18 protein-coding genes and 1 pseudogene are annotated in these 23,028 nt (G+C 75.6%); 12 read left to right on the plus strand and 7 right to left on the minus strand.

The window, feature by feature from the left end; translation table 11 throughout:
- Positions 1 to 355 precede the first annotated feature (355 nt).
- The 3 genes from OU787_RS24115 (at position 356) to OU787_RS24125 (ending at position 4,860) form a co-directional block, all read left to right on the plus strand.
- Positions 356 to 1,945: a hypothetical protein gene (locus OU787_RS24115; protein ID WP_268660494.1), complete on the plus strand. Its 1,590-nt coding sequence runs from the start codon at positions 356 to 358 to the stop codon at positions 1,943 to 1,945.
- A gap of 150 nt (positions 1,946 to 2,095) precedes the next feature.
- A complete protein-coding gene (locus OU787_RS24120) occupies positions 2,096 to 3,208 on the plus strand; it encodes a hypothetical protein (protein WP_157852425.1) in 1,113 nt (370 codons plus the stop codon).
- 152 nt (positions 3,209 to 3,360) lie between these two features.
- A complete protein-coding gene (locus OU787_RS24125) occupies positions 3,361 to 4,860 on the plus strand; it encodes an alkaline phosphatase PhoX (protein WP_030461490.1) in 1,500 nt (499 codons plus the stop codon).
- Between the two features lie 136 nt (positions 4,861 to 4,996).
- On the opposite strand, the gene OU787_RS24130 is transcribed toward OU787_RS24125, so the two are convergent.
- Positions 4,997 to 6,601, minus strand: a complete 1,605-nt coding sequence (locus OU787_RS24130) for a PucR family transcriptional regulator (protein ID WP_030461491.1) — start codon at positions 6,599 to 6,601, stop codon at positions 4,997 to 4,999.
- A 322-nt stretch (positions 6,602 to 6,923) separates the two neighbouring features.
- On the opposite strand from OU787_RS24130, the gene pruA reads away from it, so the two are divergent.
- On the plus strand, positions 6,924 to 8,552 hold the full coding sequence (gene pruA / locus OU787_RS24135) for an L-glutamate gamma-semialdehyde dehydrogenase (RefSeq protein WP_030461492.1): 1,629 nt from the start codon (positions 6,924 to 6,926) through the stop codon (positions 8,550 to 8,552).
- Positions 8,553 to 8,640: 88 nt separating this feature from the next.
- Positions 8,641 to 9,570 (plus strand): proline dehydrogenase family protein, encoded by a 930-nt coding sequence (locus OU787_RS24140; protein ID WP_030461493.1) that lies wholly within the window; start codon positions 8,641 to 8,643, stop codon positions 9,568 to 9,570.
- 79 nt (positions 9,571 to 9,649) lie between these two features.
- Here the strand turns inward: OU787_RS24140 and OU787_RS24145 are convergent.
- Positions 9,650 to 10,857 (minus strand): annotated as a pseudogene (locus tag OU787_RS24145) (TerD family protein).
- A 135-nt stretch (positions 10,858 to 10,992) separates the two neighbouring features.
- Here OU787_RS24145 and pepN point away from each other — a divergent pair.
- On the plus strand, positions 10,993 to 13,482 hold the full coding sequence (gene pepN, locus OU787_RS24150) for an aminopeptidase N (RefSeq protein WP_030461495.1): 2,490 nt from the start codon (positions 10,993 to 10,995) through the stop codon (positions 13,480 to 13,482).
- 56 nt (positions 13,483 to 13,538) lie between these two features.
- On the opposite strand, the gene OU787_RS24155 is transcribed toward pepN, so the two are convergent.
- Positions 13,539 to 14,510, minus strand: coding sequence for a hypothetical protein (locus OU787_RS24155; RefSeq protein ID WP_030461496.1), 972 nt, complete (start codon positions 14,508 to 14,510; stop codon positions 13,539 to 13,541).
- Between the two features lie 301 nt (positions 14,511 to 14,811).
- Between OU787_RS24155 and OU787_RS24160 the strand changes: the two genes are divergently transcribed.
- Complete coding sequence (locus OU787_RS24160) at positions 14,812 to 15,312, plus strand: SsgA family sporulation/cell division regulator (RefSeq protein WP_051817187.1); 501 nt, start codon at positions 14,812 to 14,814, stop codon at positions 15,310 to 15,312.
- Here the strand turns inward: OU787_RS24160 and OU787_RS24165 are convergent.
- From OU787_RS24165 to OU787_RS24180, 4 genes are all read right to left on the minus strand, one after another.
- Positions 15,231 to 15,665, minus strand: coding sequence for a hypothetical protein (locus OU787_RS24165; protein WP_268660495.1), 435 nt, complete (start codon positions 15,663 to 15,665; stop codon positions 15,231 to 15,233). The genes OU787_RS24160 and OU787_RS24165 overlap by 82 nt on opposite strands.
- Positions 15,575 to 16,621, minus strand: coding sequence for a GAF domain-containing protein (locus tag OU787_RS24170; protein ID WP_268660496.1), 1,047 nt, complete (start codon positions 16,619 to 16,621; stop codon positions 15,575 to 15,577). The genes OU787_RS24165 and OU787_RS24170 overlap by 91 nt, the downstream gene beginning before the upstream one ends.
- A gap of 155 nt (positions 16,622 to 16,776) precedes the next feature.
- Entirely contained in the window at positions 16,777 to 17,763 is a 987-nt protein-coding gene (locus OU787_RS24175) for a M56 family metallopeptidase (RefSeq protein WP_268660497.1), read from the minus strand.
- On the minus strand, positions 17,760 to 18,128 hold the full coding sequence (locus OU787_RS24180; RefSeq protein ID WP_030464322.1) for a BlaI/MecI/CopY family transcriptional regulator: 369 nt from the start codon (positions 18,126 to 18,128) through the stop codon (positions 17,760 to 17,762). Before OU787_RS24180 ends, OU787_RS24175 begins: the two co-directional genes overlap by 4 nt.
- Positions 18,129 to 18,313: 185 nt before the next feature.
- Between OU787_RS24180 and OU787_RS24185 the strand changes: the two genes are divergently transcribed.
- The 5 genes from OU787_RS24185 (at position 18,314) to OU787_RS24205 (ending at position 23,004) form a co-directional block, all read left to right on the plus strand.
- Complete coding sequence (locus OU787_RS24185; RefSeq protein WP_030464323.1) at positions 18,314 to 18,952, plus strand: phosphatase PAP2 family protein; 639 nt, start codon at positions 18,314 to 18,316, stop codon at positions 18,950 to 18,952.
- A 152-nt stretch (positions 18,953 to 19,104) separates the two neighbouring features.
- Positions 19,105 to 19,617: a pyridoxamine 5'-phosphate oxidase family protein gene (locus OU787_RS24190; RefSeq protein ID WP_030464324.1), complete on the plus strand. Its 513-nt coding sequence runs from the start codon at positions 19,105 to 19,107 to the stop codon at positions 19,615 to 19,617.
- Between the two features lie 160 nt (positions 19,618 to 19,777).
- The gene (locus OU787_RS24195; protein ID WP_268660498.1) at positions 19,778 to 20,899 is read left to right on the plus strand and encodes a TIGR03364 family FAD-dependent oxidoreductase; all 1,122 of its coding nucleotides are present in this window, start codon (positions 19,778 to 19,780) and stop codon (positions 20,897 to 20,899) included.
- Between the two features lie 53 nt (positions 20,900 to 20,952).
- The gene (locus OU787_RS24200; protein ID WP_030464326.1) at positions 20,953 to 21,636 is read left to right on the plus strand and encodes a phosphonatase-like hydrolase; all 684 of its coding nucleotides are present in this window, start codon (positions 20,953 to 20,955) and stop codon (positions 21,634 to 21,636) included.
- A gap of 111 nt (positions 21,637 to 21,747) precedes the next feature.
- On the plus strand, positions 21,748 to 23,004 hold the full coding sequence (locus OU787_RS24205; protein ID WP_268660499.1) for a glycoside hydrolase family 3 N-terminal domain-containing protein: 1,257 nt from the start codon (positions 21,748 to 21,750) through the stop codon (positions 23,002 to 23,004).
- Positions 23,005 to 23,028: the final 24 nt, after the last annotated feature.

The following is a 23,028-nucleotide window of genomic DNA, read 5'->3' on the forward strand; positions in this document are numbered from 1 at the left end:
GGCGCCGCCGGGCGCGGCCGGGCCGAGGTGCGGCGGCGCGGCCCGGACGGTGCGGGTGTGCACGTGGTACGTGGAGTGCGGAGCGCCGTCGCTCCGGGTTCCGGGGCGCCCGCGCGGGGGTGGTGCGCGTCGCCCCCCGAAGGATACGTGGCCGCGGGCACTCGTTCGGACGCACCGCCCCACTCGTTCGGGGGGACGATCCCGCAGCTCAAGCGTTCGGTCGTGGCGGCCGATACGCTGGGTTGACGGGCCGACACGCACCGGCCCGCTCCGCCGCTCCCCGCGTCCGCCGCCCCCCGGGCGGGCCGCCCACCGGACGGCGGTGCCCTGCGACGCACCCGGGAGAACGCGCGCGATGGCCGGACGTAGCCGTAACACCCCTGACCAGCAGCCGTCCGAGGCCGAGGGGCTGCTGCCCGCCGACTACGACCTCGCCGACCTGTACGGCGCGCAGAGCGGCGACGAGGACCCGGACGACACGGCGGTGCTGATCCCGCCGATCACCCTGCCGGCCGACGCCGAGCTGGCCGCCGCCGCCCTCGCCGTCCCGCTGATCTCCCGGGTGGTCGCGCTGGCCCGCTGGGTCGCCCCGCACCGCGAGGTCGACGAGCACGGCGACCTCGGCGAGGCCGACCGGGTGCAGGCCGCCCGGATGCTCGGCGCCGAGGACCCGGACGAGGACGACGTGGTCGAGGCGATGCGGGCCTGGGCGCTGGCCTGCGACCTCGACCTGGTCGAGACCGGCACCACCGACGACGGCGCGCACGTCGCGATCCCCGGCCCCGACCTGGCGGCCGTCGAGGCCGGCGAGCCCGCCGCGGTGCTCGGCCTCTGGTTCGAGGCCGCCGAGCTGGTCCGCGAGCTGGCCGCCGAGGCCGAGTCGGTCGACCCCGAGGTGGTCGAGGGCGGCGGGAGCGACGACTCCGACGGCCTCGCCGAGGTCGAGGACGCCCACGACCAGGCCGCCGAGATCCTCGACGAGGCGCTGCACGTGCTGTACGAGGCCACCGCGTTCGCCGAGCCGGGCGCCGAGACCGTCCCGCTGGGCGTGCTCGCCGCGCTGCTGGTCGTCCCCGACGGGCAGGAGCCCGACGAGGAGATGCTCGGCGAGATCACCGACCTGATGGTCGTCCTCGACCCGATGCTCGGCGACCTCGCCGAACTCGGGCTCCTGGAGCACCGGCCGATCGACCCCGACCTGTTCGAGGAGGGCGAGGGCGGCGCCGACGGCGACGTGGTGGACACCGACCGGCCGCTGACCGACGAGGACGCGGCCCGCTTCGGCACCGTCCGGCTCACCGTGCTCGGGCAGTACGCCGTCCGCGAGTGGCTGCTCGCCGACGGCTACGACGCCCCGCTCATCGGCGACCTCGCCGAACTGGACGGCCCCGCCCTGCTGCGCGAACTCGCCGAGAACGGGCAGCTCTTCGCCGAACCCGAGCTGAAGGCCTGGCTGGCCGCCCGGGACGCGCCGGACGCCGCCCGCGAACTGCTGGCCGGCGCGCGGGGGCGCGACGCGCAGTCGCCGGTCCGCCGCTACTACTGCGTGCTCGGCCTCGCCGAACTCGGCGAGGAGGCGGCCCCGTTGGTGCGGGGCGTCGTCGACGACCCCGAGCTGGGCGGGCTGGCCCGCGAGTGGCTGCGGGCCCGCGGCGCGGACGTCGCGGCCGCGGAGCGCGAGGTCGCGCTCTGGCGGGTGGTCGACTCGATGGCCGCCGTCATGCTGCTCACCGCGGGCGAGGGCGGCCGGCTGCAGGCCCTGGTCGCCGACCTGCCGGTGACCGACAACCCCGCCAGCTACTTCGGCGAGGTGTGGCGGGTGCCGCACCCGATGACGGCGGAGGTGCTGGAGGCGGTCGGCGAGCTGCACCTGGACCGCAAGGTGGCGAAGGAGGCCCGGCGGGCGGCGGTCAAGGCGCGGTCGCTGCGCGGGCAGACCGGGTGAGCGCAGCGGTGCTCCCGGCGGGGCCCCGGACGGGGCTCCGGCCGCGAGTTCTCTGCAAGCCCTCCACGTCCGGCTGATGGATCGACAGGTTCCTCTGGCCGTAAGGTAAGGCGGCGTTGGAGTGGCGAGCGGCCGGGGGTGCGGCGAGGGATGAAGAGGCAGCACACGAGCGGGCCCGTGGACATCGAGGCGATGTACTCGGACCAGGAGGCGTACGGCCGGCAGGTGTTGGCGGGCGCGGGGTTTCCGGTGTTCGGGTGGGTGCACGGGGCCGGGGGGGTGCCCGGGTGGGACGTGCTGGCGGAGTACGAGGTCGGCGACGGGGAGTTGGCGGCGGTGGAGGTCCGGTCCGGTGACTGGAGCTCCGCGCAGGGCCCGTACGTGACGGTGCGCACCTACCGGGCCGGGGCCGGGTCGGGCGGGCTGCTGCCCGACCTGGAGGACGTCGTCGAGGACGAGCGGGACCGGGTCTACGAGCACCTCGGCGTCGACGAGGGCGACACCGCCGGGCGGGTCCGGGCGCTGCGGGAGTGGATCACCGTGGACGGCGAGCCGCACGCGGTGCAGGTGCACGAGGACTCGCGGACCGGCGCCGGGCACGGCACGGTGTGGGCCGGGCGGCTGCGGGTGGACGGGGCGACGGTGACGGTGACCGGGCGCGGGGTCCTGCCCGGGTCGGTGGAACTGCGCCGGATCGGCGACTTCGAGCGGTACATCGTCGGCCGGACGGCGATGCTGCGGCAGGTCGCCGCGCTGCGCGCGGACCGGAGCTCCCCCGAACCGGAGCCGCAGCCCGCCGAGTTGGGGCTGCAGGCGCACCGGGACCTGGTGGTGCAGGCGATCGCCCGGGCCGCCGCGACGGCTGCGCAGCTGCGGGCCGGGCGCTCGGCCCGGTTGCCGCGCCACCTGCGCGGCGAGGACCGGCAGGTGCGCTGGGAGACGGCGGTGCGGCAGCAGATGCGGCTGGCGTCGGAGACCCGCGAGGAGGCGGACGAGGCGGTCGCCTCGATGGTCAACCACCTGAGCCGGCTGGCCCACCACGCGGACTGGGTGAGCGGGACGGCCGAGGGCGCGGCGGCCGTCGAGGAGGTCGTCCGGTACACGGCGTTCGCCAGCGAGGTGCCGAGCCTGCCCGCGCAGCGGGCCTGGGAGCGGCTGTGGGCGGGCGGCACGCCGGAGCTGCCGTCGGGGACGGAGGACGCCTGGCTGACGGCGTGGGAGCAGTGGCGGGTGGAGCGGACCCAGCACGGGGGGCGGCGCTAGGTGTTCCGTCCCGCGAGGTAAAGGCTGGGTCATGGGTGGTTCTATGGTCGGTAAATCGGCACGTCGGCGCCGGGTCGGATTCACGTCCGGTTCACGTCCGGGCCGGAGCCTTTCGGTCACCAGAGCCCCCCTCTCCTCCAGGAGTGACCGTCATGTCGCTGTCCCGCCGGGACTTCGTGAACCGTTCGACCATGCTCGGAGCAGGCGTCCTGATCGCCGGCAGCGCCGAGGTGCTGGCCACCGCGCCCGGTGCGATCGCCGCCCCGGCGGGCGGTGAGGCCGCCCTCGCCAAGGGCGGGCACGCCGCGGTCGGCTACGGCGAGCTGGTGTCCGACCCGCAGGGCGTCCTGGCGCTGCCGAAGGGCTTCTCGTACGAGGTCATCACCCGGACCGGCGTGACCACCCTGGTCACCGGCGAGTCCACCCCCAGCAACCACGACGGCACCGCCGCGTTCGAGGGCCGGGGCGGGACCACCCTGCTGGTGAACAACCACGAGCTGGCCGGGCCGCGGGCCAACTGGCCGCACCCCGTGCCGCTGCTGGAGGGCCACGTCTACGACCCGGCCGCGGCCGGCGGCTGCACCGTCGTCGAGGTCTCCGGCCACGGCAACGGGCACGGGCACGGGCACGACGACGACCACGGCAGGGGCAGGGGCCACGGCAAGCGCCGGGTCCGCGAGTGGGTCGGCATCGCCGGCACCGCCACCAACTGCGCCGGCGGCGCCACCCCGTGGGGCACCTGGCTGACCTGCGAGGAGACCGAGGACAAGGCCGGCACCAACGGCTTCACCAAGGACCACGGCTACGTCTTCGAGGTCGACCCGCACGACCAGGACGCCAACCGGGACCCGCAGCCGATCAAGGCCCTCGGCCGGTTCGCGCACGAGGCCGTCGTCATCGACGAGAAGCGCGGCCACGCCTACCTGACCGAGGACGCGTCCAAGCCCAACGGCCTGTTCTACCGCTGGACCCCGCCGGCCGGCTTCAAGCACGGCAAGGGCCGGCTGCGCACGCTGGCCGCCGACGCGGGCGTGCTGGAGGCGCTGAAGGCGTTCGACTCCCAGGGCAAGCTGGTCGACGACCTGTCCCGGGCCACCAAGCCCGGCACCACGTACGGCGCCGACTGGGTCAAGGTCCAGGACCGGGACGCCCGCACCACCTCGATCCGCAAGCAGTTCAAGGACGGCGAGGTCACCCGGGCCCGCAAGCTCGAAGGCATGTGGTGGGGCGACAACGGGATCTACTTCGTCTCCTCGTTCGCCCGCGAGGAGTCGCCGCTGCAGCACGACGGGCAGGTCTGGTTCTACAACCCCGTCCGTCGGACGCTGACCCTCAAGGTCATCCTCGGCGTCAACAACGACGTCTGGACCGACCAGGGCAACTTCGACGGCCCCGACAACATCACCGTCTCGCCCCACGGCGGCCTGATCATCGCCGAGGACGGCAACGGCCTGCAGCACCTGTTCGGCACCACCGCGGACGGGCGGACGTACGCGCTGGCGCGCAACGAGCTGAACCTCGGGACGGCCGAGAAGCCGGAGTTCAGCGAGTTCACCGGGGTGACGTTCTCGCACGACGGGCGGACGCTGTTCGCCAACATCCAGGAGCCGGGAATCATGCTGGCGATCACGGGGCCGTGGCACCGGATGTGACGTACCGCTGAGATCCGCCCGGGGAGGGTTCCTGCTCTCCTCGGGCGGATCTTGCCGTTCACGGGTGGTCGCTCGCGCAGTTCCCCGCGCCCCTGGCGGGGCACGGAACTGCAGGACCCTGACGGGGTAAGGGACTTCAGTTCTCGGCAAGCCTCAACTGGAGCATGGCCAGCAGGCGCTGCTGGGGCTGTGCCAGGTCGAGGCCGGTGAGCTGCTCCGCCCTGCGGACCCGGTAGCGCAGGGTGTTGGGGTGGATGTGCAGGGCGTCGGCCGCGGTGCGGACCTCGCCGAGGGCGTCGAGGTAGGCGAGGACGGACTCGGCCAGGCGGGTGTGGTGGCGGGTGTCGTAGGCGGTGAGGGCGGTGAGGCGGGGGTCGCGGAGCTCGGGGCGGTCCTGGAGCAGGGCGAGCACCTCGGAGACCAGCACCTCGGCCTGCACGTCCTGGAGGGCGGCGACGTCGGGGACGACCCCGCCGCGGCCCATCGCGTCGAGGATCCGGTCGGCCTGGGCGCGGGAGGCGGGGACGTCCGCCAGGCCCGGGACGGTCGGGCCGATGGCGGCCCGCAGCGGGATGGAGAGGTGGTCGCGGGCCGCGTCGACGGTCTCCTGGGTCCAGTCGCGCAGGGTGCCGAGCGGGACGCCGGGCGGGAGTTCGGGCAGCAGGACGTAGACCCGGGAGTCGACGGGAGCGAGCAGGGCGCCGCGGTGGCGGGCGGCGGTGTGCACCGAGATCAGGCCGGTCACCTCGTCGCGGGTGAGTTCGGCGTCCCGGTCGTCGGTGGCGGCGGGCGCGTAGGCCAGCACGGTGGCGGGGCGGCGGACGTCCAGGCCGAGGTGGGTGGCCAGCGACTGCGGGCCGGTGGAGCCCTCCAGCAGGCCGGTCAGCAGGGTCTGGGTCAGCCGGGTGTCGGCCGACAACTCGCGGCGGCGGCGCACCAGTTGGCCGGCCGCGACCCGGGCGGCGCCGACCAGGGCCTGCTCGGCGGTGTCGGTCAGCGGGCGGGAGCCCTCCTGCACCCAGATGGTGCCCAGCGGCTGCGCGCCGGAGCGGATCGAGATGGCCAGCCGGCGGCGGATGCCGAGTTCGGGGTGGGCGGCGATCTCGATCGCGCCCTCCGAGCCGCGCAGGTGGGAGAAGACGCCCCACTCGCGGAGCTTGGCCAGGTACGGCTCCGGCCCCTGGCGGCCCAGGATGGACAGCCGGCGCAGGTCGTCCACCTCGTCGGTCTCGGAGGTGCGCGAGTAGGCGAGCACCCGGCTGGAGGTGTCCTCGATCGAGACGATGCCGCCGGTCAGCACGGCCACCGTCTGGGCGAGCGAGAACAGGTCGCCGGTGGCGGGCCCGCCGGGATCCGGGCCGTCCGGGCCGTCGGTGCCGGAGAGCAGGGTGCGGGCCAGCGAGTCGAGGTGCTCCCAGCGGGTCTCGCGGCGCACCGAGAGCAGCGCCACGCCCGCCTCGGTGGCGGCCTCGCGCAGCGCGTCCGCCTGGCCCGGCCCGTCCAGCTTGACCGCGACGGCGGCGGCCCGGGCCCGGCCGGCGGCGCGCAGGGCGGGCAGTGCGGCGCGGCCGCGGGCGCCGATGGCCAGGACGAGCTCGCCCGGCGCGGAGGTGGGCGGGTCCTCCGGGTCGAGGATGGCCACGTGCCGGACCGGGACGTCCAGCCCGGCGGGCGCGGCCTGCAGCTCGACCAGGGGTTCGCCGAGCGACATCAGCAGCTGGCGGAGCGGGAGGCCGGTCATCGTCGGGGTCCTCGGTGCATCAGGGGCGGGGCGGGCACGCTTCGTCGGGGCGCGGTTCGCCGGGGCGCGGTTCGTCGGGGCGGGGCTCGTCGGGGCGGGGTTCGTCGGGGCGGACAAGGTCGCGGGGCCGAGTTTAGTGAGGCGGACAGGAAACGGCCGCCGTGACCGGGGCGTGACGGTGTTCGTCCGGGCGGACAACGGCGAGTGGGGGAATTTGGCGGCGCGGCCAACGGTGCCGGGCGGGGACGGGGAATAGCGTTCCTCCATGGCCGGCGTGCGACCCTCGCCGGCTTCCCATGACGAGAAGGAGAGCGTGCGCGCCATGGATGCTGTGACCCAGGTCCCCGCGCCGGTGAACGAGCCGGTCCACAGCTACGCCCCCGGCAGCCCCGAACGGGCCCGGCTGGAGGCCAAGCTGAAGGAGCTGGGCGGCCAGGGGCCGATCCAGCTGACCATGACGATCAACGGGGAGCAGCGCCTCGGCGGCGGCTCCGAGATCCACGTCGTCCAGCCGCACCACCACGCGGCGAAGCTCGGCACCCTGCGCAACGCGACCCAGGACGACGCGCGGGAGGCCATCGACACCGCGCTGGCCGCCGCGCCGGCCTGGCAGGCGCTCTCCTTCGACTCCCGCGCCGCGATCTTCCTGCGCGCCGCGGACCTGCTGGCCGGGCCGTGGCGGGAGACCCTCGCCGCGGCCACCATGCTCGGCCAGTCGAAGACCGCCCAGCAGGCGGAGATCGACACCCCCTGCGAGCTGGTCGACTTCCTGCGCTTCAACGTGCACTTCGCCCGGCAGATCCTGGCCGAGCAGCCGATCTCCTCCGACGGCGTGTGGAACCGCACCGACCACCGCCCGCTGGAGGGCTTCGTCTACGCGATCACCCCGTTCAACTTCACCGCGATCGCCGGCAACCTGCCGACCGCGCCCGCGCTGATGGGCAACGTGGTGATCTGGAAGCCGTCCCCCACCCAGCAGTTCGCCGCGCACTACCTGATGCGCCTGCTGGAGGCCGCGGGCCTGCCCAAGGGCGTCATCAACATGGTGACCGGCGACGGCCTGGCCGTCTCCGAGGTCGCGCTCAAGCACCCCGCGCTGGCCGGCATCCACTTCACCGGCTCCACCGCCACCTTCCAGCACCTGTGGCGCACCGTCGGCGAGAACATCGCCGGCTACCGCACCTACCCGCGGATCGTCGGCGAGACCGGCGGCAAGGACTTCCTGGTCGCCCACCCGTCCGCCGACAAGGCCGTGCTGAAGACCGCGATGACCCGTGGCGCCTTCGAGTTCCAGGGCCAGAAGTGCTCGGCGCTGTCCCGCGCGTACGTCCCGGCCTCGATCTGGGCCGAGATCAAGGACGACTTCCGTGACGAGGTCGAGTGGCTCACCATGGGCGACGTCGCCGACCTGAGCAACTTCATGGGCGCGGTCATCGACGAGCGCTCCTTCGCCAAGAACAAGGCCGCCATCGACCGTGCCCAGGCCGACCCGCAGGTCGAGGTGCTGGCCGGCGGCACGTACGACGACTCGGTCGGCTACTTCGTCCGCCCGACCGTGCTGGTCTGCCAGGACCCGGCCGCCGAGTACTTCCGCGACGAGTACTTCGGCCCGATCCTCGCCGTGCACGTCTACGAGGACGAGAACTACGACGAGATGCTCGCGCAGATGGAGTCGGTCTCCTCGTACGGCCTGACCGGCTCGATCATCGCCCAGGACCGCGAGGCCGTCGAGCACGCGATGCGGGTGCTGCGCAACGCGGCCGGCAACTTCTACATCAACGACAAGCCGACCGGCGCCGTGGTCGGCCAGCAGCCCTTCGGCGGCGGCCGGGCCTCCGGCACCAACGACAAGGCCGGCGCCAAGCAGAACCTGACGCGCTGGACCTCCAGCCGCTCCATCAAGGAGACGTTCGTCCCGCCGACGGACTACCGCTACCCGCACATGGGCTGACCAGGCCCCCTCGACGGCCGGCCACCACCCCCGGCCGGCCGTCGCCCCCTCTTCTCCACCAGCTGATCCGCTTCGCCGGGAGTCCACGATGCTCCGTTCCGCCCTCCTCGCCGCCTCGCGCTCCCCGCAGGTGCGCACCATGGTCGAGAAGTTCCCGCCCACCCACGCGATCGTCGAGCGCTTCGTCGCCGGCGACCGGCTCGACCAGGGCGTGAGCGCCACCGAGACGCTGGTCGCCAGCGGCCGCAAGGTCACCCTCGACCACCTCGGCGAGGACACCAAGGACGCCGACCAGGCCGCCGGCACCGCCCTCGCCTACGAGCACCTGCTGACCGCCCTCAAGGAGACCGGCCTCGCCGCCAACGCCGAGGTCTCCGTCAAGCTCTCCGCCGTCGGCCAGTTCCTCCCCGTGGACGGCGAGAAGATCGCCCTGGAGAACGCCCGCCGGATCTGCCAGGCCGCCGCCGACGCCGGCACCACCGTGACCCTCGACATGGAGGACCACACCACCACCGACTCCACCCTGGCCATCGCCCGCGAGCTGCGCGCCGACTTCCCCTGGCTGGGCGTCGTCCTCCAGGCGTACCTGCGCCGCACCGAGGCCGACTGCCGCGACCTCTCCGGCGCGGGCTCCCGGGTGCGGATCTGCAAGGGCGCCTACAAGGAGCCCGAGTCGGTCGCCTTCCAGGGCAAGCGGGACGTCGACCTCGCGTACGTCCGCGCGCTCAAGGTCCTGATGGCCGGCGAGGGCTACCCCATGGTGGCCTCGCACGACCCCAACATGATCAAGATCGCCGGGCAGCTCGCCGAGTGGAACAAGCGCGACACCACCTCCTTCGAGTACCAGATGCTCTTCGGCATCCGCCCCGAGGAGCAGCTCCGCCTCGCCGAGGCCGGCAACACCATGCGGGTCTACCTCCCCTACGGCCAGGAGTGGTACGGCTACTTCATGCGCCGCCTCGCGGAGCGCCCCGCCAACCTGACCTTCTTCCTGCGGGCGATGGCCACCCGCGGCTGACGCCCGCCCGACTCCCGTACGGGGCCTGCGACCCACTGTCGCGGGCCCCGTCGGCGTGCGGGGGCGGTGGCGGGGTGGTTCAGAGCATGGCGGCGGCGGGTTTGACCATGCTGCGGGCGGTTTTGGCGTCGACGTACTCGCCGAGGGCGGTCATGACCCACTCGCCGGAGAACTGGCGGACGAGTTTGCACATGGCGACGCCGGTGTGGGGTTCGGACTGGGCCAGGTCGAAGCGGACGAGTTCCTCGTCGGTGCCGGCGTCGACCAGGCGGCAGTAGGCGTTCTTGATGTCGGTGAACTTCTGGCCGGAGAAGGAGTTGACGACGAAGACCAGGCCGCAGACCTCGGGGGGCAGGCCGGCCAGGTGGACGGTGATGGCTTCGTCGTCGCCGCCGCCGCGGCCGGTGAGGTTGTCGCCGGAGTGGGCGATCGCGCCGTTGAAGACGGAGAGCTTCATGAACCAGGCGGTGTCGATCTTGTTGCGCTGGGCGTCGAAGGCGATCACCGAGGCGTCGAGGTCGATGCTGCGGCCGCGCCCGGCGGGCTCCCAGCCGAGGCCCATCCGGACCGAGGCGAGGAAGGGCTTGCCGGCCTTCTCCAGGGAGACCGAGCCGCCCTTGACCAGGTTGACCCGGCCCTTGTCGAGGGTGATCTTGCCGACGGCGGGGGAGCCGGACGGCATGGGGGCGGGGCCGCGGGCCCCTGCGGCGCCGCGCCCGGCATCGGCGGGGCCGCGGGCGGGGTCGGGGCCGGGGGTGCGGCGGGGGCCGTGGCGGCGGCGGCCGCCGGGGGTGCGTCCTCGACGGCGACGCCGAAGTCGGTGGCGATGCCCGCCAGGCCGTTGGCGTAGCCCTGGCCGACGGCGCGGACCTTCCACTCGGCGCCGCGCCGGTAGACCTCGACGACGACCAGGGCGGTCTCGCGGGAGAGCCGCGGCGGGGTGAAGGTGAACAGTTCGCGGCCGGTGTCGGCGTCCCGGACGGTCGCGGTGGGCTCGGTGCCCGCGAAGGTGGCGCGCCGGTCGTCGAGCGAGGCGGTGACCACGATCCGGGTGATCTCGCCCGGGACGGCCGCGGTGTCGACGGCGATCGCGTCGGGGGCGCCGCCGGCCGCCGGGCGGTGGGTGACGCCGGGGCCCTGCGGGGCGTTGAAGAAGACGAAGTCGGCGTCCGAGCGGACCTTGCCGGCCGCGGTGAGCAGCAGTCCGGAGACGTCCAGCCGCGTGGGCGCGGTGACCTCGACCACGACCCGGGCCGACGCCAGGGGTGCGTTGCCGCCCTGGACCAGAACAGTCGTCACGTGCTCCTCCTCGATTCGCCGTTCCCACCCTAGCCAACCCGCCGCGCCCGCCGGGATACGCCGCGAGCGAATCCGGCGCGCACCCGCTTGCCCGGGCCGGGCGGGCTCGGCGAGCATGCGGGCATGCCAGCACTGCAACGATCCGAAGCAACTGTCCGTGCCCGCCTGCTGGAGGTCCGCGGCTACACCGTCGACCTCGACCTGACCGGCGGCCCGGAGCGGTTCGGCAGCACCACCGTGATCCGGTTCGGCTGCACCGAGCCCGGCGCCGACAGCTTCGTCGACGTCGAACCCGCCGTCCTGCGGCGCGCCGTCCTGAACGGGCAGCCGCTGGACACCACCGCGCTGGACGGCAACCGGCTCGCGCTGCCCGCGCTGCGCGCCGAGAACGAACTGCTGGTCGAGGCCGAGATGCGCTACTCGCGCACCGGCGAGGGCCTGCACCGGTACACCGACCCGGCCGACGGCGAGGTGTACGTGTACGCCACCTGCGGGCCCGACCTGGCGGCCAAGGTGTTCGCCTGCTTCGACCAGCCCGACCTGAAGGCCCCGTTCACGCTGACCGCCACCGCCCCCGAGGGGTGGACCCTGGTCGGCAACGGCGCCAAGGTCCGCGGCGAGAAGGGCAGTTGGGGGTTCGCCCCGACCAAGCCGATCTCCACCTACCTGTTCACCGTGGTCGGCGGCCCGCTGCACTCGGTGCGCGGCGAGCACGACGGCATCCCGCTGGGCCTGCACGCCCGCCGCTCGCTGGCCGCCGAACTCGACCGCGAGGCGCCCGAGTTGTTCGAGGTGACGGCCGCCTCGCTGGACCGGCTGCACCAGCTCTTCGACGAGCGCTACCCGTTCGGCGAGTACCACCAGGCGTTCGTCCCCGAGTTCAACTGGGGCGCGATGGAGAACCCCGGCTGCGTGGTGTTCCGCGACGAGATGCTGTTCCGCTCCCCGGCCACCGCCTCCGACCACGAGACCCGCGCCATGGTGGTCTGCCACGAGATGGCCCACATGTGGTTCGGCGACCTGGTCACCATGCGCTGGTGGGACGACCTGTGGCTGAACGAGTCGTTCGCCGAGATGCTCGGCTACCGGATCGCCGTCGAGGCCACCCGCTTCACCGGCGCCTGGACCGCGTTCTCCGCCCAGCGCAAGGGCTGGGGCTACGACGCCGACCAGCGCGGCTCCACCCACCCGGTGGCCGGCAACGGCACCCGCTCGGTCGCCGAGGCGATGGTCAACTTCGACGGCATCTCCTACGCCAAGGGCGCCTCCGCGCTGCGCCAGCTGGTCGCCTGGCTCGGCGACGACGCCTTCTTCGCCGGCCTGAACGCCTACTTCGCCGACCACCTCTACGGCAACGCCGAACTCCCGGACTTCCTGGCCGCGTTGAGCGCCAGCAGCGGCCGCGACGTGCCCGGCTGGGCGGACGCCTGGCTGCGCACCAGCGGCGTCGACACGCTGCGCGCCGAGGCCGAGCGCGCCGCCGACGGCACCCTGACCGCGCTCACCGTCGTCAACGAGGGCAGCCGGCCGCACCTGATCGAGGTCGGCGGCTACCGGGTCGAGGACGGCCGGGTCGTCCCGGCCGGCCGCGTCCCGGTCGAGCTCGGCCCGGGCCGCCGGGTCGCCGTCCCCGCCCTGGTCGAGGCCGGCGCGACCCTGGTCGTCCCCAACGACGGCGACCTGACCTGGGCCAAGATCCGCCTGGACGCGGACTCCTGGCGGGCCGTCGCGCAGTCGCTGTCGGCGATCGAGGACGACGTCACCCGCGCCGTCCTGTGGGAGCACGCCCGCGACCTGGTCCGGGACGCCGAACTCGACCCCGCGGCCTACCTCGACCTGATGGAACGCCACCTGCCCGCCGAGACCTCCGACAGCATCGTCGAGACCGTCCTCACCTTCGCCCGCACCCACGTGGCCGGCCGCTACCTGCCCCCCGCGCGCCGCGCCGAGGGCCTGGCCGCCGTCAGCCGCACCGCCCGCGCCCTGCTGGCCGGCGACGGCAGCCACGGCATCCGGCTGGCCGCGCTGCGGGCCGCCGTCGAGAGCAGCGGCGGTGACGACCAACTCGCCGAGCTGCAGGGATGGTTGACGGACGACGCGGCGCCCGGCGCGCTGCCCGTCGGACCGGAACTGCGCTGGGCCGGCCTGGCCCGGCTGGCCGCGCTCGGGCGGCTCGACGAGGACGCGATCGCCGCCGAGGCGGCCCGCGAACCGGGCAGCGAAGCGGAGTTCGGCGCCGCCCGGGCCCGGGCCGCCCGGCCCGGGGAGGACGCCAAGGCCGACGCCTGGGAGCTGCTGTTCACCCCCGACGGCGTCTCCAACCGGGTCCTGGAGGCCACCGCCCGCGGCTTCTGGGCCTCCGGCGACCCGGACCGGCAGCACGCCTACGCGCTGCGCTTCTTCGCGCGGATCACCGAGGTCGCCGACCGCACCGACGCGGTCGCCAAGCTGCTCGGCCAGGCGCTCTTCCCGTCCGCGCAGACCGCCCCCGAGGTGGTCGCCGCCGCCGAGGCCGTCCTCGCCGACCCCGCGCTGACGCCCACGCTGCGGCGCAACCTGGCCGACGCGACGGACGACCTGCGGCGCACCCGGGCGGTGCGGGCGGCGTTCTAGGGCGGAGCCCGCCCGTGCCCCGGCCGTCCGCCGACCGGGGCACGGACGGTGCTGGCCTAGAAGGTGCCGCGGGCGGCGAGGGCGCGGCTGGTGGGGAGGGCGAAGGCGGAGGCGGTCCAGGTCTCGGGGGCCGCCGGGGCGGCGCCGGGCTGGGCGGTGGCGCCGGTCATGGTGAAGGTGTAGCTGCCGGGGCGCAGCGGGAGGTCGGCGGGGGTGGTGAAGCGGTAGACCAGGGTGTCGCGTTCGAGGGCGACGGTGACGACCGCGCCGGGGAGGTCGGTGGCGGGGGTGCTGCCGGGCAGTGCGGCGGGGCGGTTGAGGCGGAACTCGACCTGGAGCGCCGTCATCGCCTCGTCGAGGTCGAGCCGCAGGGTGTGCCGGGTGCCGGTGGGGCCCAGGGCGTCCACCCGGGCGGTGCCGTGCAGGGTGCCGGGCAGCGCGGCGGGGGCGGACGGCGTGGGCTTGGCGGACGGCGAGGGCGAGGACGAGGCGGACGGGGCCGGGGCGAGCGGGGCCGGCCGGGTGGCCGAGGGCGACGGCGAGCCGGCGGGCGCGGGAGTGGACGAGGGCGAGGACGCGGCGGGCGACGGGGTGGCCGTGGCGGCGGCGTCCTCGGCGAGCCGCAGGGGCGGGGCGGAGGCGGTGGCCGCGGTCGGGCTGGCGGTGCCGGTGCCGGTGCCGGGACGGTCGCTCGGGCGGCCGGTGGGCGTGGCGGGGGCGCCGCCGGCCGTCGCGGGGGCGGCCTGCAGGGTGCTGCCCGGCGCGGGGGCGGGGCTCTCGGCGGGGGTGGCGTCCGGGCTGGGGACGGGCGGGCCGCCGACGGTGACGCCGATCCGGCGGCCGACCTGCTGCTGCTCGTTCAGCAGCCAGGTGGTGGCCAGGCTGATCCCGACCACCGTGGACATCGCCATCGCCGCACCGGAGAAGCGGATGGTGGGCAGCCGCAGCCGCCCGCCGAAGGGCCCGGGCCGGCCGTGCCGTCCCGACCGGCCCGCGGGAACGGGCCTGGAGTGCTCGCGGAGCGCCACCGGGCTCCCCTTCCTGACAGGTCCGCATGCGACACCGCACCCCGTGCGCGGCCCGGACGGGCCCGGGCGAACGGGGCGGGAGGGACGAGACTACCAGCGGTCTGACGGACCGCCAGATCCCGGGCGAAACCCGGCGGCCGAATCGAGTCCCTTGCCGGACCGGCGAGTTGGAGCGCGCCGGTGGTGCGAGGTGGCCTGAACAGGCCATCCGGAACACCCCCTGCAACCCCCTGCAACCGTTGCGAGCGGCCGTGCGCCGGAGCACGCTGGTGCCGTACCCAGCCGCTTCGGAGAGATCGTCATGCCGTGCGACCCGCTGCCCGCCCCTTCCGACCAGCCGGTCGCCGCCACCCCCATGGGCGGCGACCGGGACGGCGCCGCCGTGCCCCCCGCGGTGGTGGAGGAGGTGCTGCTGCTGCGGATCGCCCTGGACCAGGACCTGGTCGGTGAGGTGCGCACCCGGTTCCGGTACGCGGCCGCCGCGCCGCACGAGGTGCGGCTGACCTTCCACCTGGGGCGTCCCGACGAGGCGGACTGGGTCTTCTCCCGCGACCTGCTGCGCGACGGCCTGGAGGCGCTCAGCGGCCAGGGCGACGTCAAACTGTGGCCCGCGTCCTGCCCGTGCCACGGCGCGACCCTGCACCTGGCCCTGGAGTCGCCGCACGGCAGCGCCCTGCTGGAGGCGTCCCGGCCGCAGGTGCGAGCCTGGCTGGAACGCACCTACACCGTGGTGCCGGACGGCGGCGCGGCCGAACTGCTGCCCAGCGACGAGGAGTTGGCCGAACTGCTGGCCGGCGGCTGAGCAACGCCGGACCGCCCCGGCAGCCGCAGCGCACCCCCGGCCAGCGCGGCCCGCACCTCCCGGACGGCCGGGGCGGCCGAACCGGGCAGCAGGTCGTACGGGTCGTCCGGCCCGAGCACCGCGACCTCGGCCCGGGCCGCCAGCCGGTACGGGCGGGCCTCCAGCAGCGCGCCCAGGTGGCGGCGCAGCCGGGACAGCTCGGCCCGGACGGTGACGGTGCGGGCCGGGTCGGCGAACAGCGCCTCGGCGAGCCGGGCGGCGCTCAGGCCGTCCCGGTGCAGGGCCAGCAGCAGGAGCAGCTCGGCGTGCCGGGGGCTCGGCGAGTGCGACCAGGCGCCCGCGCTGCCGCGCACCCGCAGCTCGGGGCCGGCGGGGCGGCGCAGGTCCAGCTCGACGGCGGCGGCCCCGGCCTGCTCGGCGAGCGCGGCCGGGCGCGGGGCGGCCGGGCGCACCAGCCAGCCGTCGGCCAGCGGCTCCACCGCGCACTCGCCCAGCGTCGGCACCCAGTGCACCCCGCCGCTGCCCCAGTCGCCGGGCGGCGGGGCCAGCCGGGGCGGGCCGGGCACGCCGGTGGCGGCGGCCGTCCAGCCGCCCCGTCCACCACCAGGGCCGGGCCGCCGAACCGGGCCAGCAGCGGCACCGCGACCGTCCGCAGCCGGTGCAGCGCCTCCAGGTGGCCGGCCCGCAGCTCGGTCTCGGCGAGCCGGGCGGCGGTCAGCGCGAGCTGCCGCAGGTAGGGGTGGTCGCCGGTGGCGGGACCGCTCAGGTCGATCACGCCGGCCAGCCGGCCGGTGCGCGGGTCGCGGACCGGGACGCCCACGCACGTCCAGCCGCGGTGGCTGCGCAGGTAGTGCTCGGCGGAGTGCACGGTGCTGGGGCGGGCGGTGCGGGCGGCCAGGCCGATCCCGTTGGTGCCGACCTCGTCCTCGGACCAGAGCGCGCCCGGCTCGAAGCCGATCGCGTCGGCGTCCCGGCGCAGCCGCCGGTCCGTCTCCAGCCACAGCACCCGGGCCTTCGGGTCGGCCACCGCGAGCACCACCGGGGCCGGCTCGCCCGGCCCGAACAGGGCCGAGCGCAGCACCGGCAGCACCTGCTCCAGGCCGGTGGCCCGGCGGGTCTCCTCCAGCTCCGCGGGACGCAGGTGGCGGGCCGGCCGGCCGCGCTCCGGGTCCAGCCCGAGACGGCGCAGCCGGGCCCAGGAGTCGCCTATCTCCGGGCGCTGCGGATGCTGCGGATGCTCGCAGGACTGCGGCGGGACGGTCCGGAGGGAGGCGCGGGCGGGTGTGCCGCCGCCGTCGGTCCGCTGCATGCCGTTCCCCCGTCTCGCCGTCCCGCAGCCAGCGTACGGGGGTTCGGCGGGGGTGTACCGGGTGGGCAAAAAGAGTCGTCGGGGGACGGGGGCCGGGGGAGACCGGGCGGTTCTCGGCAGTGGGGCGAAGAGGGGCGGGGCCCCGGGCGGAACGGTCAGCGGGCGGCGGGGTCGCCCTGGGCGGTTTCGACGGCCTGGTGGAAGTCGTGGCCGGCTTCGGCGGCGGCGGCGGTGGTGGCGGCGAGGCAGCCGGCCAGGGCGAGGGCGGCGAGGACGCGCAGGGCGCGGCGGGGGGTGGGCGGGGTGCGGTGGTCGGTGAGGAGGGCGCGGACGCGGCGGGGGACCGGGCCGGTGGTGGCGGCGGGGGCGAGGCCGGGGCGGGGGGCGGCGGGGGTGCGGGCGGCGGCGAGGGCGGCGTGGCCGATCGCGCGGGCGGTCAGGGCGCGGTCGCCGACGGCGGTGGCGGCGCACTCGTCGGCCCAGCGTTCCAGGTGGTAGCCGAGGGCGGGGCGCAGCGGGCGCAGGGCGGGGTGGCAGGCGGCGGCGTACTCGGCGGCGGCGAGCAGGAGGTGGTGGCGGCCGGCGAGGTGGGCGCGTTCGTGGGCGAGCAGGGCGGCGCGTTCGGGGCCGGTGAGGGCGGCGAGCATGCCGGTGGTGGCGACGATCCGGGGCGGGCGGCCGGGCAGGGCGTACGCGTCGGCGCGGTCGTCGGTGAGGACGGTGAGGGCGGCGGGGCCGGGGCGGCGGAGCAGGGCGCGCGGGCCGGCCGGGAGGTCGCCGGTGGCGGCGCGGGCCCGGCGCAGGTCGGCGAGCTGGCGGCGGGCGGTGCGGGCGGCCAGCACGGTGACGGTGAGCAGGGCGAGGGCGGCGGCGGCCGCGGTGGGCACCCATTCGAACTCGGAGAGTTCGCTGGGGTGCCAGTGCGCGGGGGAGAGGTGGGCGAGGGCGGCGCCGTAGGGCAGGTGCAGCAGGCCGGTGACGGTGAGCAGGCCGAGCGAGGCCAGCGCGGCGGTGCCGAGGGCGACGGCGGTGGCGGCCAGGGTGAGGGCGGCGGCGCGCGGGGCGAGCTGGTCGGCGAGCCGGCGGGCGAGCGGGGCGGCGAGCAGCGGGAGCAGCAGCGGGGCCCAGATGGCGATGGTCACGGCTGTTCCCCGAGGAGTTCGCGGAGCAGGCGCTCGTCCTCGCCGGAGAGGTCGGAGACGAAGCGGGCCAGCACGGTGGAGCGGTCCCGGCCGCGGTCGAGTTCGGTGCGCATCCTCCGGGCGGCGAGCCCGTCGGCGTCCTGGACGGTCGGGGTGTAGGCGAAGGCCCGGCCGGCCTTGGTGCGGGAGACGGTGCCCTTCTCGTGCAGCCTGGCCAGGATGGTGGCGACCGTGGTGCGGGCCAGGTCGGCGGGGAGGACGTGCTGGACCTGCTGCGGGGTGAGCGGGCCGTCGGCGGCCCAGAGGGCGGCCAGGACCTGGGCCTCGAGTTCTCCCGCGGGCCGACGGGCGGGCGTGTCCGTCATGTCGCGCGAACCTCCGGGATTCGTCTACAGTCCTGTGGACGTCTACAGCACTGTAGACGCTGGGGTGCGTCCCCGTACGGACGCCCTCCAACGTAATGGGAGGTCCGCCAGCCTTGCCCCTGACCCTGTCGCTCGGAGCGGTGAGTGCGCCGTCCGCCGCGCCCGTTCTGGTACATGTTGTCCCTGTGATCCCGAATGTTCATTCTCCCGCCCGCCTGCTCGCCTACGACGGCAGCGGCATCGACGGCGGCCTCTACACCCGGGTCACCGGGTGGGCCGAGTCCGCACCGCACTGGTTCGACCAGCTGGTCAAGGCCTGGTCCGCGTACGGCATCGTGGTGTTCGCGCTGCTGATGCTCTGGGCCTGGTGGCGGGCCCGGGCCGCCGACTCGGTGGTGATGGCCCGGGTCCTGGCCTCGCCGCTGATCATGGTGGTCGCCTACCTGGTCAACTCGGTGCTCAAGTCGCTGGTCGAGGAGGTCCGGCCGTGCCAGCAGCTGCCGGGCAGCTTCGTGATCGAGTCCTGCGCGCCGGTGGGCGACTGGTCCTTCCCCAGCAACCACACGGTGGCCGCGTTCTCCGCCGCCGCCGCGCTCTGGTACGCCGACCGCCGGCTCGGCTGGATCGCGCTGGCCGCCGCCGTGCTGATGGGCGCCTCCCGGGTCTGGGTCGGCGCGCACTACCCGCACGACGTGCTGGTCGCCGCGCTGGTCGGCATCCTGGTGGCGCTCCCGCTGGCCGCGCTCGCCGGACGGGCCGCGCCGCTGGTCGACCGGCTCAGGACCGGCCCGCTCGGGTCCTTCCTGGGAGCCGGAGCGGCCTGAACGGGCTGGTCCGGGGGCCCTCGGGGCCTGATCGATCCGGGCCGGCCGGCCTCTTGTGCCCCCGCGCCGCACGGGGAGAGCATGTGAGCCGGGCAGGGGAGCACTCCCCCGCCCGGCTCGCTTTTTCCTGCAGCTCTGCGGAGGGACGCGCCATGCCGTACCGACTCGACGTCATCCAGGGGAACTGGCCCGCGGACGAGCTCGGGAAGGGGGTGGAGGGCCTGCTCGCCGACAGCACGGTGCTCAGCCTCGCCACCGCCGGACCCGAGCGCGGCCCGCACGCCAACCTGGCCTTCTACGCCTTCGACTCCGACCTGGTGCTGTACTTCGTCAGCGAGCGCTCCACCCGGCACAGCCTGCACCTGGCCGAGGAGGCCCGGGCCGCCGCCACCGTCCACCTCCAGCCGCCCGCCTACGGCGAGCAGCTGCGCGGCATCCAGCTCACCGGCAGCGCCGGCGAGGCCTGGGGGCGGCAGGCCGAGGCGGCGCTGGCCGCCTACCGGAGCCGCTACCCGTCGTTCGCCGCCGACCCCGAGGTCGCCGCCCAGTTCCTGGCCGGGCGGGGCGCCGCCGCGCTGTACCGCTTCCAGGTGGAGGAGCTGACGGCGGTGGACGAGCCGCGGTTCGGGCGGCGCGAGTACCTGCACGCGCGCGTGCTGCGCTGACGCGAGTACCTGCACGCGCGCGTGCTGCGCCGAGGCGGGCGCGGGTGCCGTGCCACGGACGCCCGGGTGGCCAGGTTGTATGGACAACTCTTGCGGGCGGTTCACCTCCGCGACGGGAGTCCGACCACTGGCGGCCACCTCGGCGCCCGAGCCTGTCCGCATGAGAGTCATCGTCGTAGGAGCGGGCGTGCTGGGCACCATGCACGCCTGGCAGGCCGTCGAACGCGGCCACGAGGTCGTCCACCTGGAACGCGAGACCGAGGCCCGCGGCGCCTCCGTCCGCAACTTCGGCCTGGTCTGGGTCAGCGGCCGGGCCGCCGGGCCGGAACTGGCGACCGCACTGCGGGCCCGCGAGCTGTGGGAGGAGATCGGCGCCCGCGTCCCCGGCCTGTGGTTCCGGCCCAACGGCTCGCTCACCCTGGCCCGCACCGAGGCCGAACTCGCCGTCGCCGAAGCCGCGTTGAAGCTCCCCGACGCCGAGTCCCGCGGCTACCGGCTGCTCGGCCCCGACCAGGTCCGCGCCCTCAACCCGGCGCTGCGCGGCCGCTACCTGGCCGGCCTGCACTGCACCCGGGACGCCGCCGTCGAACCCCGCCTCGCCCAGCCCGCGCTGCGCGCCGCGCTGGAGGCCACCGGCCGCTACACCTTCCTGCCCGGCCGCGAGGTCCGCGACCTGGTCGGCGACCGCGCCGTCCGCGACGACCACGGGCAGCTGCACGAGGGCGACCTCGTCCTGCTGTGCACCGGCGCCTGGCTCGGCGGGCTCGTCCGCGAACTCGCCCCCGACCTGCCGGTGCGCCGCGTCCGCCTGCAGATGATGCAGACCGACCCGCTCGGCGAGACCCTCACCACCTCCGTCGCCGACGGCGACTCCTTCCGCTACTACCCGGCCTTCGCCGGCCCCGAGCTGGACGCCCTGCGGGCCGGCCAGCCGCAGCCGCCCGTCGCCGAACAGCACCGGATGCAGCTGCTCATGGTGCAGCGCCAGGACGGCGGACTCACCGTCGGCGACACCCACGAGTACGACCAGCCGTTCGGCTTCGACGTGGTCGAGGACCCGTACGACCACCTCGCCGAGGTCGCCGCGGACCTGCTCGGCCGCCCGCTGCCCCGGACCCGCCGCCGCTGGGCCGGCGTCTACGCCCAGTGCACCGACCCCGCCCGGGTCGTCCACCGCCAGCAACTCGCCGACACCGCCTGGCTGGTGACCGGCCCCGGCGGCCGCGGCATGACCTGTTCCCCGGCCATCGCCGAGGCCACCGCGGACGCCGCCGGGCTCTGAGCCCCCGCCCGGCCCCGCCCGCCCATCCTTCCGTGAACCGACAGAGGCTGAACATGACCACGCACGATGTGACCCTGGTGGTGCTCGACATGGCGGGCACCACCGTCGCCGACGACGGCCTGGTGGAGCTGGCCTTCGCCGCCGCCGCCCGCGCCCAGGGGGTGGAGACCGGCAGCCCGGAGCACGCCGCCATGCTGGCGCACGTCCGGGCCACCATGGGGGAGTCCAAGATCTCCGTCTTCCGGCACCTGTTCGGCGACGAGGACCGCGCCCAGGGCGCCAACCTCGCCTTCGAGTCCGCCTACGACGCCCTGGTCGACCAGGGCCGCTGCGAGGCGCTGCCCGGCGCCGCCGAGGCGATCGCCGAACTGCGCGGCCAGGGCCGGAAGGTGGCGCTCACCACCGGCTTCTCCCGCACCACCCAGGACCGCATCCTGGCCGCGCTCGGCTGGCAGGACATCGCCGACCTGACGCTCTGCCCCGCCGACGCCGGCCGCGGCCGCCCCCACCCCGACCTGGCGCTCACCGCCCTGCTGCGCACCCGCACCGACTCGGTGCGGCAGGTCGCGGTGGCCGGCGACACCGGTTACGACATGCTCACCGGCACCCGGGCCGGCGCCTCGGTGGTGGCCGGCGTGCTCACCGGCGCGCACGACGAGCCCCGGCTGCGCGCCGACGGCGCCACCCACGTGCTCGCCTCGATCGCCGAACTGCCCGCGCTGCTGGCCGCCCGCTGACCCCGGCGGCCGCCCACCGGCGGTGACCGCGCGGCCCCGGCGACGCCCCGGGGCCGCGCGGTACTGGTTCGGGCCGTCCCGGCGTGCTTATCTGATGGCATGTTGCGGTCAGTGCGTTCGCTCGGAGTGCTCACCCTCGGACTGGCGCTGCTCACCGGCTGCGGCTCCTCCGGGAGCGGCGGCGGCAGCAGCAGCCCCTCCGGCGGCGCCGGAACGACCACCGGCAGCGCCGAACCGAGCAGTCCCGGCCCCAGCCCGACGCCGTCCCCGACCCCCACTCCGAGCCCGAGCCCGACGCCCACGCCGACGCCGACGCCGACGCCCACGCCCGGGCCGAGCACCCCCGCGCCGACCGCCGGCCCCGGCGACGCCCGGCTCGTCGGGCAGCGGATCGTCTACTCGTACCCCGGCACCACCGTCCCCGACGCGCTGCTCCAGCGGGTCCGCGAGGGCCGGGTCGCCGGGGTGATCTTCTTCGCCGAGAACGTCGGCAGCGGCGGCACCGCGCTGCGCACCGCCGTCGCCCGGCTCCGCGAGGCCGAGCAGCAGAGCCCCAGCCCGCGCCCGCTGCTGCTGATGACCGACCAGGAGGGCGGACTCGTCCGGCGGGTGCCCGGCGGGCCCGAACAGTCCGCCAAGGACGTCGGCCGCGCCGCCGACCCGCTCGCCGCCGCCACCCGCACCGGCGGCGAAGCCGCCACCGCGCTCACCGACCAGGGCCTCAACCTCAACCTGGCGCCCGTGCTGGACGTCTACCGCACCCCCGGCGACTTCGCCGACTCCGCGCAGCGCTCCTACAGCACCGACCCCGCCACCGTCGGCCGGCTCGGCTCCGCCTTCGTCAAGGCCCAGCAGGACGCCGGGGTCGCCGCCACCGCCAAGCACTTCCCCGGCCTCGGCAGCGCCCCCGCCGGCGCCAACACCGACGAGGAACCCGTCACCCTCGGCCTGTCGCTCGACCAGCTGCGCAGCACCGACGAACGCCCCTACCGGGACGCGATCGCCGCCGGCGTCAAACTGGTGATGCTCTCCTGGGCGGTCTACCCGGCCCTCGACCCCGGCACCCCCGCCGGCATGTCCGGCACGATCGTCCGCGACGAGCTGCGCAGCCGCCTGCACTACGACGGCGTCACCATCACCGACGCGCTGGAGGCCAAGGCCCTCGACCCGGTCGGCGGCACCGGCCAGCGGGCGATGGCCGTCGCCCGGGCCGGCGTCGACCTGCTGCTCTGCTCCGGCCGGGACGTCGCCCAGGGCGACGGCGCCGCCGCCGCCCTCGCCGCCGGGCTGGCCTCCGGGGAACTGGACCGCAACGACTTCACCGCCTCCGCGAACCGGGTCGACGCGCTGCGCGGCACGCTCAAGTAGCGGGTCGGGCCGGGTCCTTGACCG

This window comes from Kitasatospora sp. YST-16 (genome assembly GCF_026802215.1).
In the GTDB taxonomy this organism is placed as follows: Bacteria; Actinomycetota; Actinomycetes; order Streptomycetales; family Streptomycetaceae; genus Kitasatospora; species Kitasatospora cineracea.

Excerpts from the sequence above, each read along its gene's own strand:
- OU787_RS24190 (WP_030464324.1), top strand. The coding sequence starts at position 19,105 with ATGCCGTACCGACTCGACGTCATCCAGGGGAACTGGCCCGCGGACGAG.
- OU787_RS24160 (WP_051817187.1), top strand. The coding sequence starts at position 14,812 with ATGCCGTGCGACCCGCTGCCCGCCCCTTCCGACCAGCCGGTCGCCGCC.
- pruA (WP_030461492.1), top strand. The coding sequence starts at position 6,924 with ATGGATGCTGTGACCCAGGTCCCCGCGCCGGTGAACGAGCCGGTCCAC.
- OU787_RS24125 (WP_030461490.1), top strand. The coding sequence starts at position 3,361 with ATGTCGCTGTCCCGCCGGGACTTCGTGAACCGTTCGACCATGCTCGGA.
- OU787_RS24115 (WP_268660494.1), top strand. The coding sequence starts at position 356 with ATGGCCGGACGTAGCCGTAACACCCCTGACCAGCAGCCGTCCGAGGCC.
- OU787_RS24170 (WP_268660496.1), bottom strand. The coding sequence starts at position 16,621 with ATGCAGCGGACCGACGGCGGCGGCACACCCGCCCGCGCCTCCCTCCGG.
- pepN (WP_030461495.1), top strand. The coding sequence starts at position 10,993 with ATGCCAGCACTGCAACGATCCGAAGCAACTGTCCGTGCCCGCCTGCTG.
- OU787_RS24120 (WP_157852425.1), top strand. The coding sequence starts at position 2,096 with ATGAAGAGGCAGCACACGAGCGGGCCCGTGGACATCGAGGCGATGTAC.
- OU787_RS24195 (WP_268660498.1), top strand. The coding sequence starts at position 19,778 with ATGAGAGTCATCGTCGTAGGAGCGGGCGTGCTGGGCACCATGCACGCC.
- OU787_RS24180 (WP_030464322.1), bottom strand. The coding sequence starts at position 18,128 with ATGACGGACACGCCCGCCCGTCGGCCCGCGGGAGAACTCGAGGCCCAG.
- OU787_RS24140 (WP_030461493.1), top strand. The coding sequence starts at position 8,641 with ATGCTCCGTTCCGCCCTCCTCGCCGCCTCGCGCTCCCCGCAGGTGCGC.
- OU787_RS24200 (WP_030464326.1), top strand. The coding sequence starts at position 20,953 with ATGACCACGCACGATGTGACCCTGGTGGTGCTCGACATGGCGGGCACC.
- OU787_RS24130 (WP_030461491.1), bottom strand. The coding sequence starts at position 6,601 with ATGACCGGCCTCCCGCTCCGCCAGCTGCTGATGTCGCTCGGCGAACCC.